This is a genomic window from Pseudomonas sp. FFPRI_1 (assembly GCF_055384485.1).
On the sequence record NZ_AP029168.1, the window covers coordinates 2,469,721 to 2,486,213 of the forward strand.

Annotated in this window: 17 protein-coding genes; 1 reads left to right on the plus strand and 16 read right to left on the minus strand. The window is 61.4% G+C overall.

Features of this window, described 5'->3' with window-relative positions:
* Positions 1-2: 2 nt before the first annotated feature.
* The 12 genes from ACZ5BO_RS11205 to ccoN (ACZ5BO_RS11260) all read right to left on the minus strand — a co-directional run bounded on the left by ACZ5BO_RS11205 (position 3) and on the right by ccoN (ACZ5BO_RS11260) (position 9,937).
* Positions 3-539, minus strand: a complete 537-nt coding sequence (locus ACZ5BO_RS11205; protein WP_025128819.1) for a FixH family protein — start codon at positions 537-539, stop codon at positions 3-5.
* 12 nt (positions 540-551) lie between these two features.
* A complete protein-coding gene (gene ccoG / locus ACZ5BO_RS11210; RefSeq protein ID WP_464699734.1) occupies positions 552-1,967 on the minus strand; it encodes a cytochrome c oxidase accessory protein CcoG in 1,416 nt (471 codons plus the stop codon).
* 204 nt (positions 1,968-2,171) lie between these two features.
* A complete protein-coding gene (locus ACZ5BO_RS11215) occupies positions 2,172-2,582 on the minus strand; it encodes a type II toxin-antitoxin system VapC family toxin (RefSeq protein WP_025128821.1) in 411 nt (136 codons plus the stop codon).
* Entirely contained in the window at positions 2,582-2,836 is a 255-nt protein-coding gene (locus tag ACZ5BO_RS11220; protein ID WP_464699736.1) for a type II toxin-antitoxin system Phd/YefM family antitoxin, read from the minus strand. Before ACZ5BO_RS11220 ends, ACZ5BO_RS11215 begins: the two co-directional genes overlap by 1 nt.
* Before the next feature lie 166 nt (positions 2,837-3,002).
* Positions 3,003-3,980 (minus strand): cytochrome-c oxidase, cbb3-type subunit III, encoded by a 978-nt coding sequence (gene ccoP / locus ACZ5BO_RS11225; protein WP_464699738.1) that lies wholly within the window; start codon positions 3,978-3,980, stop codon positions 3,003-3,005.
* A complete protein-coding gene (locus ACZ5BO_RS11230) occupies positions 3,977-4,162 on the minus strand; it encodes a CcoQ/FixQ family Cbb3-type cytochrome c oxidase assembly chaperone (protein ID WP_025128824.1) in 186 nt (61 codons plus the stop codon). The genes ccoP (ACZ5BO_RS11225) and ACZ5BO_RS11230 overlap by 4 nt, the downstream gene beginning before the upstream one ends.
* Before the next feature lie 5 nt (positions 4,163-4,167).
* Complete coding sequence (gene ccoO, locus ACZ5BO_RS11235; protein WP_025128825.1) at positions 4,168-4,776, minus strand: cytochrome-c oxidase, cbb3-type subunit II; 609 nt, start codon at positions 4,774-4,776, stop codon at positions 4,168-4,170.
* On the minus strand, positions 4,776-6,218 hold the full coding sequence (gene ccoN, locus ACZ5BO_RS11240; RefSeq protein WP_025128826.1) for a cytochrome-c oxidase, cbb3-type subunit I: 1,443 nt from the start codon (positions 6,216-6,218) through the stop codon (positions 4,776-4,778). The genes ccoO (ACZ5BO_RS11235) and ccoN (ACZ5BO_RS11240) overlap by 1 nt, the downstream gene beginning before the upstream one ends.
* Positions 6,219-6,715: 497 nt before the next feature.
* Positions 6,716-7,663 carry a cytochrome-c oxidase, cbb3-type subunit III gene (gene ccoP / locus ACZ5BO_RS11245; RefSeq protein WP_464699741.1) on the minus strand — a complete coding sequence of 316 codons (948 nt, stop codon included), beginning with the start codon at positions 7,661-7,663 and terminating at the stop codon, positions 6,716-6,718.
* Positions 7,660-7,890 (minus strand): cbb3-type cytochrome oxidase subunit 3, encoded by a 231-nt coding sequence (locus ACZ5BO_RS11250; protein ID WP_025128828.1) that lies wholly within the window; start codon positions 7,888-7,890, stop codon positions 7,660-7,662. The genes ccoP (ACZ5BO_RS11245) and ACZ5BO_RS11250 overlap by 4 nt, the downstream gene beginning before the upstream one ends.
* Positions 7,891-7,893: 3 nt before the next feature.
* Positions 7,894-8,502 (minus strand): cytochrome-c oxidase, cbb3-type subunit II, encoded by a 609-nt coding sequence (gene ccoO, locus ACZ5BO_RS11255; protein ID WP_025128829.1) that lies wholly within the window; start codon positions 8,500-8,502, stop codon positions 7,894-7,896.
* 10 nt (positions 8,503-8,512) lie between these two features.
* On the minus strand, positions 8,513-9,937 hold the full coding sequence (gene ccoN / locus ACZ5BO_RS11260) for a cytochrome-c oxidase, cbb3-type subunit I (protein WP_025128830.1): 1,425 nt from the start codon (positions 9,935-9,937) through the stop codon (positions 8,513-8,515).
* A 99-nt stretch (positions 9,938-10,036) separates the two neighbouring features.
* Here ccoN (ACZ5BO_RS11260) and ACZ5BO_RS11265 point away from each other — a divergent pair, with 99 nt between their 5' ends.
* Complete coding sequence (locus ACZ5BO_RS11265) at positions 10,037-10,732, plus strand: alpha/beta family hydrolase (RefSeq protein WP_025128831.1); 696 nt, start codon at positions 10,037-10,039, stop codon at positions 10,730-10,732.
* 168 nt (positions 10,733-10,900) lie between these two features.
* On the opposite strand, the gene ACZ5BO_RS11270 is transcribed toward ACZ5BO_RS11265, so the two are convergent.
* From ACZ5BO_RS11270 to acnA, 4 genes are all read right to left on the minus strand, one after another.
* Positions 10,901-12,466 carry a methyl-accepting chemotaxis protein gene (locus tag ACZ5BO_RS11270; RefSeq protein WP_464699745.1) on the minus strand — a complete coding sequence of 522 codons (1,566 nt, stop codon included), beginning with the start codon at positions 12,464-12,466 and terminating at the stop codon, positions 10,901-10,903.
* Positions 12,467-12,472: 6 nt separating this feature from the next.
* Positions 12,473-12,622, minus strand: coding sequence for a hypothetical protein (locus ACZ5BO_RS11275; protein WP_464699747.1), 150 nt, complete (start codon positions 12,620-12,622; stop codon positions 12,473-12,475).
* A 69-nt stretch (positions 12,623-12,691) separates the two neighbouring features.
* Positions 12,692-13,483, minus strand: coding sequence for a CPBP family glutamic-type intramembrane protease (locus ACZ5BO_RS11280; RefSeq protein WP_464699749.1), 792 nt, complete (start codon positions 13,481-13,483; stop codon positions 12,692-12,694).
* A gap of 181 nt (positions 13,484-13,664) precedes the next feature.
* Entirely contained in the window at positions 13,665-16,412 is a 2,748-nt protein-coding gene (gene acnA / locus ACZ5BO_RS11285; protein ID WP_464699751.1) for an aconitate hydratase AcnA, read from the minus strand.
* Between the last annotated feature and the right edge of the window lie 81 nt (positions 16,413-16,493).

A 16,493-nucleotide genomic window follows, 5' to 3' on the forward strand; every position in this document is an offset into this window, starting at 1 on the left:
GATCAGTTCAGGTCTTCCGCGCCTTGCAGCGGCTCGTCGCCCAGTAGCAGGTCCTTGTCGTGGCTGACTTGTTCTTCTTCGAACATGCGCCAGGTCTTGTCGCCTTCGACTCCCAGCAGTTCGACGAAGCGCCGGCCCTCGACTTGATCGGTCAACTGGCCAATGTAGCGGCCTTGTTCGGTTTCGCTGCGGGCCAGGCTGATCTTGCGGTCCTTCTCCGGCTGGGTCGGCGAGATCAGGTTCAGCTCCAGGGTCTTGGGCTGGCTGTCACCGCTCAGGCGCAACTCGACTTCGCCAGTCAACTCATCGAGGTGCACGCTGGCGCGCATTTTCAGGGTCTGGGCCAGCAGCTCGCGGTCCAGGGAGCGGTTGATGCCCTTGCCGGCCTCGTAGTAGTTGTCGTTGACCAGGTTGTCCGGGTTGTTCACGGCAATGGTCACCATGGACAGCGTCAGGGTCACCGAGCAGGCGAGGATGCCGATGATGATCCAGGGCCAGAGGTGCTTGTACCAGGGGCTGGAGGAGATGGCTGTGGGCATGTTCACTTCTCTTTAACGAATTTGTGGGCCGATGAACCGGCTCTTGGCTTCAACGTGGACGCTGTCATCGTCGGCATCCTTGAGTATGAACTTCACCTCGTTGGTGGACGATGGCAGTTGTTCCGGAGCGATCGACAGTTCCACCGGCATGCTGACGATATCGCCGGCGACCACGTGGATCTCGCGCTTGCCCTGCAGCTTCAAGTCCGGCAGGCCCGCAGCATCGAGCACGTAGGTGTGATCGCGCTGGTCCTTGTTCATGATCTTCAGACTGTAGACGTTCTCGATCCGGCCCTCGGCGTTCTCGCGGTACAGCACGCGGTCCTTGCTGACGTCGAAGCCCACCAGCGAGCGCATGAAGAACGCGGTGACCAGCAGGCTGATCATGGCCAGCAGCACCAGGGCATAGCCGATCAGGCGTGGGCGCAGTTTATGGGTTTTCTGTCCGGACAGGTTGTGTTCGGTGGTGTAGCTGATGAGGCCGCGAGGGTAATCCATCTTGTCCATGATGCTGTCGCAGGCGTCGATGCAGGCGGCGCAGCCAATGCACTCGATCTGCAGGCCGTCGCGGATGTCGATGCCGGTGGGGCAGACCTGGACGCACATGGTGCAGTCGATGCAGTCGCCCAGGCCCTGGGCCTTGTAGTCGGCGCCTTTCTTGCGCGGGCCGCGGATTTCCCCGCGCCGCGGATCGTAGGAGACGATCAGGGTGTCCTTGTCGAACATCACGCTCTGGAAGCGCGCATAGGGGCACATGTAGATGCACACCTGTTCGCGCAGCCAGCCGGCGTTGCCGTAGGTGGCCAGGGTGAAGAAACCCACCCAGAAGTACGACCAGCCATCGGCCTGGCCGGTGAAGAAGTCGATCACCAGCTCGCGGATCGGCGAGAAGTAGCCGACGAAGGTCATGCCGGTGACGAAGCCGATCGCCAGCCAGAGGCTGTGCTTGCTGAGTTTGCGCAGGAACTTGTTGGCGTTCATGGGCGCCTTGTCCAGCTTGATGCGCTGGTTGCGGTCGCCTTCGGTGACCTTTTCGCACCACATGAAGATCCAGGTCCAGACGCTCTGCGGGCAGGTGTAGCCACACCAGACACGACCGGCATAGACGGTGATGAAGAACAGGCCAAAGGCGGCGATGATCAGCAGGCCGGACAGCAGGATGAAATCCTGGGGCCAGAAGGTGGCGCCGAAGATGAAGAACTTGCGCTCCGGCAGGTTCCACCAGACGGCCTGGTGGCCACCCCAGTTGAGCCAGACGGTGCCGAAGTACAGGAGGAACAGGCCGGCGCCGCCGAGCATGCGCAGGTTGCGAAACAGGCCAGTGAAGGCGCGGGTGTAGATTTTTTCCCTGGGGGCGTAGAGGTCGACGCTGTTATTCGCGTTTTTGGCAGGCGGGGTAATGTTTTGTACAGGAATCTGATTGCTCATCATTGCATCCCACGGCAGTGGAAAAATGCCTCGGTCAGTACGTGCCGACCGCGGTCAAAAGGGGTGTTGCAGTGGCGCAATGATACGCCTGTAGCTCTAGCGCAAGGGTGCGACCTTTGGTCGCGTTGGGGGAAATCAATCGATGGTGTAATGACTTGAATCAATTGACTTGTGAATTATGGACCGTTTTGCACTTCCTACCGTTCAATTCTTCCACGGGTTGAGCAAGCGCACGCCGCAGGCCTCGAAGTCCGCCACGTTGCGGGTGACCACGGTCAAGTTGTGGACCAGGGCGGTTGCGGCAATCAGCGCATCACACTCATTGCTGCGGTCTGGTACATGGAGTTGAGCGCAGCGCAGTGCTACCGCGCTATCAATGGCCAGGATGCGTCCACTGAAGGTCGGAAGCACTCGACGCTCCAGCCAGGTGCGCAGCAACGCGCCCTGGTCAGGGTCGCGTCGCTCCACCCGCAGGATTCCAGTTTCCAGCTCCAGCACCGTGATGGCCGAGAGAAACAGGCTGGTGGGCGCAATGCCATGTGCCCAGGCCTTGACTCCGCGATTGGCCTTGGGCTTGCGTAGCTCGGAGATGACGTTGGTATCGAGCAGGAACATCAGGACAAATCTGTTTCACGTGGAGTGATCACTGCGCGCTCCGTCGTCAATTCGATGTCTGCAGCCCCTGGCATTGCCAGCATCTCGACGATGCTGAGAGTGAGGCCGCTGAGTTTCTGGTACTCCTCAATGCTTAGCAGTACATGGGCCGGCTTGCCACGGTCGGTGATGATTACCGGGCCCCTTTTCGCGGCTTTTTTGGCACCGCTTGTGTCCTGGTTGAACTCGCGACTGGAAAGGGTGGTGATGGTCATGATCGGGCCCCGCTTGGAAAACATAATGTAGAAACGTTACTACTCGGTGGCTGGGCGGGCAATCTCTCGGCAGGACGAGGCGATACACGGCAGGTAGCAGGCAATAAAAACGGCCCCGTCAATTTTCATTGGCGGGGCCGTCGGGTGTTGCTTTCAAGCGTTGCCGTTACTCGGCGTCGGCCTGTTTGTCACCGTGGGACAGGCTGTAGACATAAGCCGCCAGCAGGTGGACCTTGTCATTGCCTTGCAGTTGTTCCTGGGCAGGCATCACGCCCTGACGGCCGTAACGAATGGTCTGCTGCAGTTGCGCAAAGCTCGAACCGTAGATGAACGCGGCCGGGTGGGTCAGGTTGGGTGCGCCCATGGCTGGGGTGCCCTTGCCTTCCGGACCATGGCAGACCGCACAGGTGGTGGCGAAGATCTTCTGGCCATTGATCGGATCGGCCTTGATGCCTTCCGGCAGCTTGCGCCCATCGAGGTTGGTCAGTACGTAAGCTGCGACATCACTCACGCCTTGTTCTTTCAGGCTGTCCAGCCAGCCCGGCATCACGGCATGACGACCGCCCATGATGGTGGCCTTGATGGTTTCCGGCTCGCCGCCCCAGCGCCAGTCGGCGTCGGTCAGGTTGGGGAAGCCGTAAGCGCCCTTGGCGTCGGAGCCGTGGCAGACCGAGCAGTTGGAGGCGAACAGGCGACCACCCATTTTCAGGGCTTGCGGGTCCTTGGCCACTTCTTCGATAGGCATGGCGGCGTACTTGGCGAAGATCGGACCGAACTTGGCGTCCGACTTGGCCATTTCCTTTTCCCATTCGTGCACGCCGGTCCAGCCGGACTGGCCATTGGCGAACGGGGTCTGCTTCTCGTTGTCGAGGTAGTTGTAGCCCGGTAGGACGCCTTTCCAGTTGCCCAGGCCCGGGTACAGCACCAGGTAGCCCAGGGCGAAGACGATGGTGCCGACGAACAGCATGAACCACCATTTCGGCAGTGGGTTGTCGTACTCCTCGATCCCGTCGAAGGAGTGGCCAACCGTCTCGTCGGTCTGCTCGGTGCGCTGGCCCTTGCGGGTCGACAGCAGCAGCCAGGTCAGGGCGAAGATGGTACCCAGACTGAGGACTGTGACGTACAGACTCCAGAACGTAGTCATTCTTTGTTACTCCTAGAAGCTTGCTCGACGTGCTTGATGGCGTCGGGATCATCCGCGAACGGCAGCAAGGTCGCGTCTTCAAACTCGGACTTGCGCTTGGGGCTGAACACCCAGAGCGCCAAGCCGACAAAGGCCACCATCACAACAAGGGTGCCCAGGCCACGAATCATCCCGATATCCATCTAGATCACCGTTTGCTTTTGATGATGGTGCCCAGGCCTTGCAGATAGGCCACCAGCGCGTCCATTTCGGTTTTGCCCTTCACCGCATCCTTGGCACCGGCGATGTCTTCGTCGGTATAAGGGACGCCGAGCGTGCGCAAGACTTCCATTTTCTTCGCGGTGTCTTTGCCGTCGAGCTTGTTTTCTACGAGGAACGGGTAAGCCGGCATTTTCGACTCGGGAACAACGTTGCGCGGGTTGTACAAGTGCGCACGCTGCCAGTCATCGGAGTAACGACCACCCACGCGGGCCAGGTCCGGACCGGTACGCTTGGAGCCCCACAGGAACGGGTGGTCCCAGACGCTTTCACCGGCTACCGAGTAGTGGCCATAACGTTCGGTTTCCGCACGGAACGGACGAATCATCTGCGAGTGGCACTGTACGCAGCCGTTGGCGATGTAGATGTCACGACCTTCCAGTTCCAGCGCGGAGCGTGGCTTCATGCCTTCTACCGGCTTGTTGGTGACGTCCTGGAAGAACAGCGGGACGATCTGGGTCAGGCCGCCGATGCTGACGGCGATGACCATGAAGAAGGCCAGCAGGCCAATATTCTTCTCGACTACTTCGTGCTTCATCAGTGAGCTCCAACTACAGCGATCTGAGCGGCGGCTTCAGCTTCAGCCGGGTTCGAGGCGCGAACGGTACGGAACACGTTGTAGGCCATGAACAGCATGCCGGCGGCAAAGAATGCACCGCCCACGGCGCGGACGATAAAGCCCGGGTGGCTGGCTTGCAGCGCTTCGACGAAGGAGTAGGTGAGGGTGCCGTCATCGTTGATTGCACGCCACATCAGGCCCTGGGTGATGCCGTTGACCCACATCGAGGCGATGTAGAGCACGGTGCCGATAGTGGCCAGCCAGAAGTGGGTGTTGATCAGGGCGATGCTGTGCATCTGCTGACGACCGAAGACTTTCGGGATCAGGTGATACAGGGCGCCGATGGAGATCATCGCTACCCAGCCCAGAGCGCCGGCGTGTACGTGGCCGATGGTCCAGTCGGTGTAGTGGGAAAGCGAGTTGACGGTCTTGATCGCCATCATCGGACCTTCGAAGGTCGACATGCCGTAGAACGCCAGGGATACCACCAGGAACCGCAGGATCGGGTCGGTGCGCAGCTTATGCCAGGCGCCCGACAGGGTCATCATGCCGTTGATCATGCCGCCCCAGCTTGGCGCCAGCAGGATGATCGACATGGCCATGCCCAGGGACTGTGCCCAGTCCGGCAGCGCGGTGTAGTGCAGGTGGTGCGGGCCGGCCCAGATGTACAGGGTGATCAGTGCCCAGAAGTGCACGATCGACAGGCGATAGGAGTAGATCGGGCGTTCGGCCTGCTTGGGTACGAAGTAGTACATCATCCCCAGGAAGCCGGTGGTCAGGAAGAAGCCCACGGCGTTGTGGCCGTACCACCACTGGATCATCGCGTCAGTCGCCCCGGCATAGGCCGAGTAGGACTTGAAGAAGCTGACCGGCAGGGATGCGTGGTTGACGATATGCAGCATCGCGGTGACCACGATGAAGGCACCGTAGAACCAGTTGCCCACGTAGATGTGCTTGGTCTTGCGCTTGGTGATGGTGCCAAAGAACACCAGGCCATAGGTGACCCAGACGATCGCCAGCAGGATAGCCAGAGGCCATTCCAGTTCGGCGTATTCCTTGGTGGTGGTGTAACCCAGTGGCAGGGTCACGATCGCGCCGACGATCACCGCTTGCCAACCCCAGAAGGTGAAGGCCGCGAGGCTGTCGGAAATCAGTCGCGTCTGGCAGGTTCGCTGCACGACATAGTAAGAGGTGGCAAACAATGCACATCCACCGAAGGCGAAGATCACCAGGTTGGTGTGCAGCGGGCGCAGGCGTCCAAAGGTCGTCCATGGCAGACCGAAGTTCAACTCCGGCCAGACCAGTTGCGAGGCGATGAAGACACCGAGCCCCATGCCAAGGATCCCCCAGACCACCGTCATGATGGCGAACTGGCGGACTACCTTATAGTTATAAGCAGTCGGACTGATTGCTGTGCTCATTCTAAGGTTCCACGGTTTGGGTGTTTTATTAGGGATAAAAATCGGCCGCAAGTATGGAGAAAGCAGGGGGTCATTGCAACGCGCCATGACCTGGGTCAATGCGTTCCATGCCTGATTCTGCGGCCTTTCCCTATGCCGAGTAGGGACAAAAAAATGCCCTCGGACAAGCTGTCGCAGTGGACAGGAAAGTCGGGCTTTCAGGTTGCTTGCAACCGGGCAGGTGGACGCTCTTGGATCGGCTGACAGGCGGTAAGCGAGTCGACAGCCGGTATAAACCAGCCTTTGCGGCCTGTCATCGAGCTGAAGCTGTGAACCTCACGGATACCCCTGGCCTGTAGCCGGCTGTTGCCGGACCACTTCGGGGCAAGCTTAGACCTGATTCGGATCAGTGCAAAGGAAGGGGGGGAGAGGGGTGCGACACTTGGTCGCAAAGGGGCAGGGGCAAGCTTCAAGCGCCAGGCTGCAAGTTGAAGGACTTGCAGCTTGGCGTGGGTTTCTTACTTGTCGCTCTCAGCTTGCTGTTTGTCGCTGTTGTTGTGCGACAGGCTGTACACGTAAGCGGCCAGCAGTTGCACCTTGTCATTGCCGAGCAGGTCGCTCTGCGCTGGCATCTGGCCCTGGCGACCATGGCGAATGGTCTGCTGCAGTTGCGCCAGGCTGGTGCCGTAGATGAAGCCGGCCGGCTGGGTCAGGTCAGGCGCGCCCATGATCTCGGTGCCTTTGCCGTTGGCGCCGTGGCAGGCTACGCAGGTGGTGCTGAATGCTTGCTGTCCGGCTTGCAGGTCAGCATCGCTGTCCGCAGGCAGGGGCAGGCCAGCCAGTTCGTGGCGAACATAAGCCGCGACGTTCTTCACCCCATCTTCCTTGAGCACTTCGCCCCAGGCGGGCATGGCAGCATGGCGACCGCCCATGATGCTGGCCTTGATGGTGTCGGCACTGCCGCCCCAGCGCCAGATGTTGTCAGCCAGGTTGGGGAAGCCATAGGCACCCTTGGCGTCGGAACCGTGACACACCGAGCAGTTGGAGGCGAACAGGCGACCGCCCATCTTCAACGCTTGTGGGTCCTTGGCCACCTCTTCCACGGGCATGGCGGCAAATTTGGCGAAGATCGGCCCAAACTTGACGTCGGCCTTGGCCATTTCCTTTTCCCATTCCTTGGTCTGGGTCCAGCCGTCTTCATAGCCCGGCAGGATGCCTTTCCAGTTACCCAGGCCCGGATAGAGGATCAGGTAGCCAACGGAAAACACCAGGGTGCCGGCGAACAGCAGGAACCACCATTGCGGCAGGGGGTTGTCGTACTCCTCGATGCCATCGAAGGCGTGGCCCATGGTCTGGTCCACGCTGCCCTTGGTTTCACCCTTGCGGGTGCCGACCAGCAGCCAGGTCAGGCCGATCAGGCTGCCGATGGTCAGTACGCAGATCCACGTACTCCAGAAGGTGGTCATGGCCGAATGCTCCTTGTTGCAGGCTCTTGAGGTTGAGCGTCATCAATTGTGTTGCCGGCCGGTGCCGTGCCCGGCATCGGGTCGTCGGCGAAGGGCAGCAGGCGTGCCTGGGCAAACTCGGGATTGCGCTTTGAGTTGAACACCCAGATCGACAGGCCGATGAAGGCGATCATCACCACCAGGGTCCCGAGCCCGCGAATCATGCCGCTATCGAGTTCAAAACCCATGGCTCACCTCTTGCTCTTGATGGCAGTGCCAAGCACTTGCAGGTAGGCCACCAGGGCATCCATCTCGGTCTTGCCCTTGAGTGAAGCGGTGGCGCCGGCAATGTCATCGTCGGTGTAAGGCACGCCGAGGGTGCGCATGACCTTGAGCTTGGTTTCGGTATGGCTGCTGTCCACCGGTGCTGTTACCAGCCACGGATAGGCCGGCATCTTCGACTCGGGCACCACGTTGCGCGGGTTGTACAAGTGCGCGCGGTGCCAGTCATCGGAGTAGCGGGCGCCGACTCGGGCCAGGTCCGGACCGGTACGCTTGGAGCCCCACAGGAACGGGTGATCCCAGACGCTTTCACCGGCCACCGAGTAGTGGCCATAGCGCTCGGTCTCGGCGCGGAACGGACGGATCATCTGCGAGTGGCACTGTACGCAGCCTTCGCGGATGTAGATGTCGCGGCCTTCCAGTTGCAGGGCGGTGTAGGGCTTCATGCCTTCCACCGGCTTGTTGGTGACGTCCTGGAAGAACAGCGGGACGATCTGGGTCAGACCGCCGATGCTCACCGCGAAGACCATCAGCAGCATCAGCAGGCCGACGTTTTTTTCAATCGTTTCGTGTTTCATGGCGGACTCCTCAGGCCATCTGCGCAGCGGCGTTGACTTCGGCTGGCACTGCGGCACGTACGGTGCGCCAGGTGTTGTAAGCCATCAGGAACATGCCGCTGAGGAAGATCGCACCACCGACCAGTCGCACGATGAAGCCTGGGTGGCTGGCCACCAGGGTTTCGACGAAGGAGTAGGTGAGGGTGCCGTCTTCGTTGATCGCACGCCACATCAGGCCCTGGGCAATGCCGTTGACCCACATCGAGGCGATGTAGAGCACGGTGCCGATGGTGGCCAGCCAGAAGTGGGTGTTGATCAGGCCGATGCTGTACATCTGCTCGCGGCCGAAGACTTTCGGGATCAGGTGATACAGGGCGCCGATAGAGATCATCGCTACCCAGCCCAGAGCGCCGGCGTGTACGTGGCCGATGGTCCAGTCGGTGTAGTGGGAGAGGGCGTTGACGGTCTTGATCGCCATCATCGGACCTTCGAAGGTCGACATGCCGTAGAACGCCAGGGACACCACCAGGAACCGCAGGATCGGGTCGCTGCGCAGCTTATGCCAGGCGCCCGAGAGGGTCATCATGCCGTTGATCATGCCGCCCCAGCTCGGAGCCAGCAGTACCAGCGACATCACCATGCCCAGGGACTGTGCCCAGTCCGGCAGCGCGGTGTAGTGCAGGTGGTGCGGACCGGCCCAGATGTACAGGGTGATCAGTGCCCAGAAGTGCACGATCGACAGGCGATAGGAATACACCGGACGCTCGGCCTGCTTGGGTACGAAGTAGTACATCATCCCCAGGAAGCCCGCGGTCAGGAAGAAGCCCACGGCGTTGTGGCCGTACCACCATTGCACCATGGCATCGGTTGCGCCGGCATACACCGAGTAGGACTTGGTCAGGCTGACCGGCAGTTCCAGGTTGTTGACGATGTGCAGGATGGCCACGGTGATGATGAAAGCACCGAAGAACCAGTTGCCCACGTAGATGTGCTTGGTCTTGCGCTTCATCAGCGTGCCGAAGAACACGATGGCGTAGGCGACCCAGACGATGGTGATCAGGATATCGATCGGCCATTCCAGCTCGGCGTATTCCTTGGAGCTGGTGTAGCCCAGTGGCAGGCTGATGGCCGCCAGCAGGATCACCAGTTGCCAGCCCCAGAAGCAGAATGCGGCGATTTTCGGCGCGAACAGTTGGGTCTGGCAGGTGCGTTGCACGGAGTAGAAGGAGCTGGCAAACAGCGCGCAGCCACCGAAGGCGAAGATCACTGCGTTGGTGTGCAGTGGACGCAGACGGCCGAAGCTGGTCCACGGCAAATCGAAGTTGAGTTCGGGCCAAACCAATTGGGCAGCGAGAAAAACCCCGAGCCCCATGCCGACGATGCCCCACACCACCGTCATAATGGCGAATTGGCGGACCACCTTGTAGTTGTAGGCGGTACTGATAGAAGTGTTCATGGTTCCCCATCCACGGTTCAGCTGAAGTGAAAGCGACTGCGCACGGCAAGGCGCGCTCACTTCTTCTGGAGTTATAGGCAGACTAAAAGCGAGGCAAGCATGAGCAATGAGCACAAGGCCAGTATTGACGGGGATCAATGGGCGCAGTGCGTGCGGGAACGGGGCTGGTTGTGGGAGGTCGCGCGGGGCGTCGAGGCGCAGTCGGCACCGACGCTGATCCTGGCTCACGGTGCCGGTGCACCGATGGACAGCGGGTTCATGAGCGACATCGCTGTACGCCTTGCCGGGCATGGGGTGAACGTCTTGCGCTTCGAGTTTCCCTACATGGCGCAGCGGCGCCTGGACGGCGGCAAACGTCCGCCAAACCCGGCCCCCAGGCTCCTGGAATGCTGGCGCGAGGTGCATGCCCTGGTGCGACCTTATGTCACTGGGGTGTTGGCGGTGGGCGGCAAGTCCATGGGCGGGCGCATGGCCAGCCTTCTGGCGGATGAACTGCAGGCCGATGGCCTGGTGTGCCTGGGTTATCCCTTCTATGCGGCGGGCAAGCCGGAGAAACCCCGGGTCGCACACTTGGCCGATCTGGCCTGTCCGACCCTGATCGTGCAGGGCGAGCGTGACGCCCTGGGCAATCGCCAGGCGGTCGAAGCCTACACCCTGGCGCCGAGTATCGAGTTGTACTGGCTGACGGCTGCTGATCACGATCTCAAGCCCCTGAAGGCCTCGGGTTTCAGCCATGAGCAGCACCTGGAATCTGCGGCGGTCAAGGTTGCCGCTTTCCTGCACGCGCTGAGCTGATCCTGTAGCAGCGAGCCTGCTCGCGAAGCATTCGCCCGACCCTCGAATGGGGATCGCGGTGAAGATTTATCGCGAGCCAGTTCGCTCCTTCAGTCGTTGGGCGGATGGGCGGGCATAAAAAAACCGCAAGCCAAGGCTTGCGGTTTTTTTTGTCGCCAGGCCAGGGGCTCAGCGGTTGAAACGCTCCACCAGCGAGTACTGGGTGTGGGCGGTGCGGGTCAGGGCTTCGCTGAGCTCGGCCGAATGCTGGGCCTGCTCCGAAGTCTGATCCGCCAGTTGCGCGATGGTGCTGATGTTGCGGCTGATCTCTTCGGCGACCGAACTTTGCTCTTCGGTCGCAGCGGCGATCTGGGTGGTCATGTCGGTGATGTTGGCCACCGCTTCGCTGATCCCCACCAGCGCCTGGTCGGCTTCCAGTACCCGGGCCACGCCTTCCTCTGCCTGGCGGTGACCGGCGTCCATGGTCTGTACCGCGGTGGCAGCGGTTTGCTGCAGCTTGGCGATCAGGGTGTGGATCTGCCCGGTGGATTCGCTGGTGCGTTGCGCCAGTTGGCGTACTTCGTCGGCCACCACGGCAAAGCCGCGACCCATTTCTCTGGCACGGGCCGCTTCGATGGCTGCGTTCAGGGCCAACAGGTTGGTCTGGTCGGCGATGCCCTTGATTACATCGACCACGCCACCGATCTCGTCGCTGTCCTTGGCCAGCTGAGTCACCGTCAGGCCGGTTTCACCCACCACCACAGACAGGCGCTGGATGGCTTCACGGGTTTCCCCGGCGATGTCGCGACCGCGGCCGGTCAGGCGATTGGCTTCCTGGGTGGCGTCGGCAGTGCGCTGGACGTGGCTGGCCACTTCCTGGGTGGTGGCAGCCATCTGGTTGACTGCGGTGGCCACCTGTTCGGTCTCGACCCGCTGGCGCTCCAGCCCGCTGGAGCTGTTGTGGGCCAGGGTGTCGGACTGACGGGCCTGCTCGTTGAGGTGCTCGGCCGTGTCCTGCAGGCGGGTCAGGCAGGTCTTCAGGCGGGCTTCCTGGCTGAGGATCGACATCTCCAGGCGGGCCTGGGCTCCGCGGCTGTCGGTGTACATCTGCGCGATCAGCGGGTCAGAGGTGGTCTGTTCGGCTAGGCGCAGCAGGCGCTTGAGGCCTCGTTGCTGCCAGCTCAGGCCCAACAGGCCCAGCGGCACCGAGAGGGCAGCGGCCAGGGCGAAGCCCCAGTGGGAGTTGAGCCAGGCGCCGATCATGAAGCTCAGTTGGCTGACCAGGATGAACGGCAGCCAGTCCTGGAGAATCGGCAACCACTTGTCACGCTTGGGAATGGCCGACTTGCCCTGATTGATGCGTTGATAGAGGGCTTCGGCGCGGCGCACCTGTTCGGCCGTGGGCTTGACCCGCACCGACTCGTAGCCCACCACCTGGTTGCCTTCGAACACAGGTGTCACGTAGGCGTTGACCCAATAGTGGTCGCCGGTCTTGCACCGGTTCTTGACGATGCCCATCCATGGCAAGCCTTGTTTCAGGGTGCCCCACATGTGCGCGAATACCGCCGCTGGTACGTCAGGGTGGCGGACCAGGTTGTGAGGTGCGCGAACCAGTTCCTCGCGGGAGAACCCACTGATCTCGACAAAGGCATCGTTGCAATAGGTGATCACGCCTTTTGCGTCGGTGGTGGAAATCAACCGCTGTTGAGCCGGGAAGGTACGTTCGCGCTGAGTGACAGGCTGGTTGTTACGCATGTTTTTTCAATCCGCAAGGCTTTGATAGGGTGTCGGCCGTGTCAGCCGATTATTGAAATTATTTTTCAATAATCGGCGCTGGGTCTCATTGGCAGAATATGTCGTTTGCAAAATCCGTTGCCCGGAGTTTTCCGCTGTCGGCAAGAGGTTGATCATTGACTTTCTTCCTTGGCAGTCAATTGTTCGAAAGTACCGGTTCTGGCGGTTTGTCCGCAGCCAAGGGGGCTAGCCGGCAAGCATCGGATAGGTGAAGAGCCCGAAGTGCAGCAGGTTCAGGCCGAAGTGGGTGGCCACCGCTGCGGCGAGGCCGCCAAAACGATAGGCCAGACCGTAGCCGACGCCGGCGACGGTCGCCAGTAGCACCCATTGCCATCCGGCTCCCAGGTGCGCCAGGCCAAACAGCAGGGCTGCACACAGCAGGGCCAGGTTCTGGCCTTGGGGCAGGGCCTTGAAACGTCGGCTCAAACCGCCCTGGATGTAGCCGCGAAACAGCGCTTCTTCGACCAGGGTCACCAGCAACAGATTGTTCAGCACCCACAGCCAGGCCTGGTCCGGCCATTTTGGCGCCCAGCTAATGATGCCCAACAACAGCGCGCCACCCAATGCGGCGATGGCGCACAGGGCAAGAGCCAGGAACGTCGAATACAGCGACAGGCGCCAGGAGCTGCGCCCGACGATCCAGGGGCAGGCCAGCAACAGCCAGAAGCCGATCAACGGCTTGTCCTGATTGAAGTACATGGAGAAGGGCACCGCGTCGTCGGTGAGGCGTTGCGGGTCGATGGCGCGGCCATTGAAAAAACCAGGCAGCCAATGCATGGCCAGGCCCAGGGCAATGATCACGAACAGGCCGTGGCCCAGGTACTGGCCGATACGACTGCGCTGCTGGCGCACGGCAAGCCCGGCACACAGCAGCAGGAATATCGACAGGGCGGCCAGCAGTCCCAGTTGCCCGTAGCTCAGGGCCAGTGCGTAGCCAATGGAAAGGAGTGCCAGATACATCCATGGCAAAGCGGTCATGTGGAATCCTTGTTGCAGAAGAATGGGTATTGCAGAGACGTTGTTCCGCGCCGGATCTGTAGTCTTTCTGTCGGTGTGACCGATCAGTCAGGTTCGGCGCAGGGGCAGTATAACCACCTGAGCCTTGAGCGGCAGCCCAACGCAAACACCGCCCGAAGGCGGTGTCTGGTGTTGCTCGGGATCAGGATGCGATCAGTTGTCGCAGCACGTAGTGCAGGATCCCGCCGGACTTGAAGTACTCGACTTCGTTGAGGGTGTCGATGCGGCACAACACGTCGACCTTCTCCTGGTGGCCGTCTTCGCGGGTGATCACCAGGGTCAGGTTCATCCGTGGGGTCAGTTCCACATCGCTCAGGCCGAGGATGTCCAGGGTTTCCCGACCGCTGAGTTTCAGGCTCTTGCGGTTCTGATCGAGCTTGAACTGCAAGGGCAGAACGCCCATGCCCACCAGGTTGGAGCGGTGGATGCGCTCGAAGCTCTCGGCGATCACCGCCTTGACCCCCAGCAGGTTGGTGCCCTTGGCGGCCCAGTCGCGGCTGGAACCGGTGCCGTATTCCTGGCCGGCGATCACCACCAGAGGGGTGCCTGCTGCCTGGTAGCGCATGGCGGCGTCATAGATCGCCAGCTTTTCATCGGTTGGGATGTAGAGGGTGTTACCGCCTTCTTCGCCGCCCAGCATCTCGTTGCGAATGCGGATGTTGGCAAAGGTGCCGCGCATCATCACTTCGTGGTTGCCGCGGCGTGAGCCATAGGAGTTGAAGTCCCGAGGTTCCACGCCTTTTTCCCGCAGGTAGCGACCGGCCGGGCTGTCGGCCTTGATGTTGCCAGCGGGGGAGATGTGGTCGGTGGTCACCGAGTCGCCCAGCAGCGCCAGGATCCGCGCGCCACTGACGTCCTTGATCTGTGGCAGTGGCCCGGCAATCTCGTCGAAGAACGGCGGGTGCTGGATGTAGGTGGAGTCGTCCTGCCAGACATAGGTGGCCGCTTGCGGCACCTCGATGGCTTGCCACTGTTCATCACCGGCAAATACCTCGGCGTATTCCTTGTGGAACATGCCCGTGCTGACTTGGGCCACCGCCTCGGCGACCTCCTTGCTGCTGGGCCAGATATCGCGCAGGTACACCGGCTTGCCATCCTTGCCGTCGCCCAATGGTTCACTGCTGATGTCGATGCGTACGGTGCCCGCCAGGGCGTAGGCGACCACCAGCGGCGGCGATGCCAGCCAGTTGGTCTTCACCAGCGGATGCACCCGGCCTTCGAAGTTGCGGTTGCCGGACAGCACCGAAGCCACGGTCAGGTCGGCTTGCTGGATGGCCTTCTCGATTGGTTCGAGCAAGGGGCCGGAGTTGCCGATGCAGGTGGTGCAGCCATAACCCACCAGGTTGAAGCCCAGTTCGTCGAGGTAGGGCGTCAGGCCGGCTGCCTTGTAGTAGTCGGTCACCACCTTGGAGCCGGGGGCCAGGGAGCTTTTCACCCAGGGTTTGCGCTTCAGGCCTTTTTCCACGGCTTTTTTCGCCAGCAGTCCGGCCGCCATCATCACGCTGGGGTTGGAGGTGTTGGTGCAGGAGGTGATGGCGGCGATCACCACCGCGCCGTTTTTCAGGCGTTGGGTCTGGCCGTCGTGGGCGTAGTCGGTTTCTCCCACCAGGTCGGCGTTGCCCACGGCAACCCCGCCACCGCCTTCGCTTTCCAGGCGGGCGAGCTCCTTGATCTTGCTTGCCGACTTGAACTGCAGCTCGACAAAGTCATCGAAGGCCTGGGCAATGTCTGGCAGCGATACTCGGTCCTGCGGGCGCTTGGGGCCGGCCAGGCTGGCTTCGACGCTGCCCAGGTCGAGGGCCAGGCTGTCGGTGAACAGCGGTTCTTTGCCGGGCAGGCGCCACATGCCCTGCGCCTTGCTGTAGGCCTCCACCAGTTGCACCTGTTCGGCGGAGCGGCCAGACAGGCGCAGGTAGCCCAGGGTCACGTCATCCACGGGGAAGAAACCGCAGGTTGCGCCGTACTCCGGGGCCATGTTGGCGATGGTGGCACGGTCTGCCAGGGGCAGTTCCGCCAGGCCGTCACCGTAGAACTCGACGAACTTGCCCACCACGCCTTTCTTGCGCAGCATCTGCGTCACTGTCAGCACCAGGTCGGTGGCGGTGATGCCTTCCTTGAGCTTGCCACTGAGCTTGAAGCCAATGACTTCCGGAATCAGCATCGACACCGGCTGACCGAGCATGGCCGCTTCGGCCTCGATCCCGCCGACGCCCCAGCCCAGAACACCCAGGCCGTTGATCATGGTGGTGTGGGAGTCGGTGCCCACCAGGGTGTCGGGGAAGGCGTAGGTACGGCCATCCTCTTCCTTGGTCCAGACGGTGCGTCCCAGGTACTCCAGGTTGACCTGGTGGCAGATGCCGGTACCTGGCGGAACTACGCTGAAGTTGTCGAAGGCGTTCTGCCCCCAGCGCAGGAAGGCATAGCGTTCTCCGTTGCGCTGCATCTCGATGTCGACGTTCTGCTTGAAGGCGCTCTGGCTGGCGAACTTGTCCACCATCACCGAGTGGTCGATCACCAGGTCCACCGGAGACAGCGGATTGATCCGCTGGGGATCGCCTCCGGCCTTGGCCATCGCCGCGCGCATTGCGGCGAGGTCGACCACCGCGGGAACACCGGTGAAGTCCTGCATCAGGACCCGGGCGGGGCGGTATTGGATTTCGCGATCGGAGCGTCGCTCCTTGAGCCAGGCAGCGAGGGCCTTGAGGTCGGCGCCGGTGACAGTCTTGTCGTCTTCCCAGCGCAGCAGGTTTTCCAGCAGGACCTTCAGCGACATGGGCAGGCGATCAATATCGCCGAGACTCTTGGCGGCCTCTGGCAGGCTGAAATAGTGGTAAGTCTTATCGTCGACTTTTAAGGCTTTAAGGGTTTTCAGGCTATCAAGGGATGGCATTGAATGACTCCTTTTGGCCCGCACGGCTACGGGCCTTACGGTACGGACAGAGCATTAACCTAGCTCTGTTTGGCGCTTGCA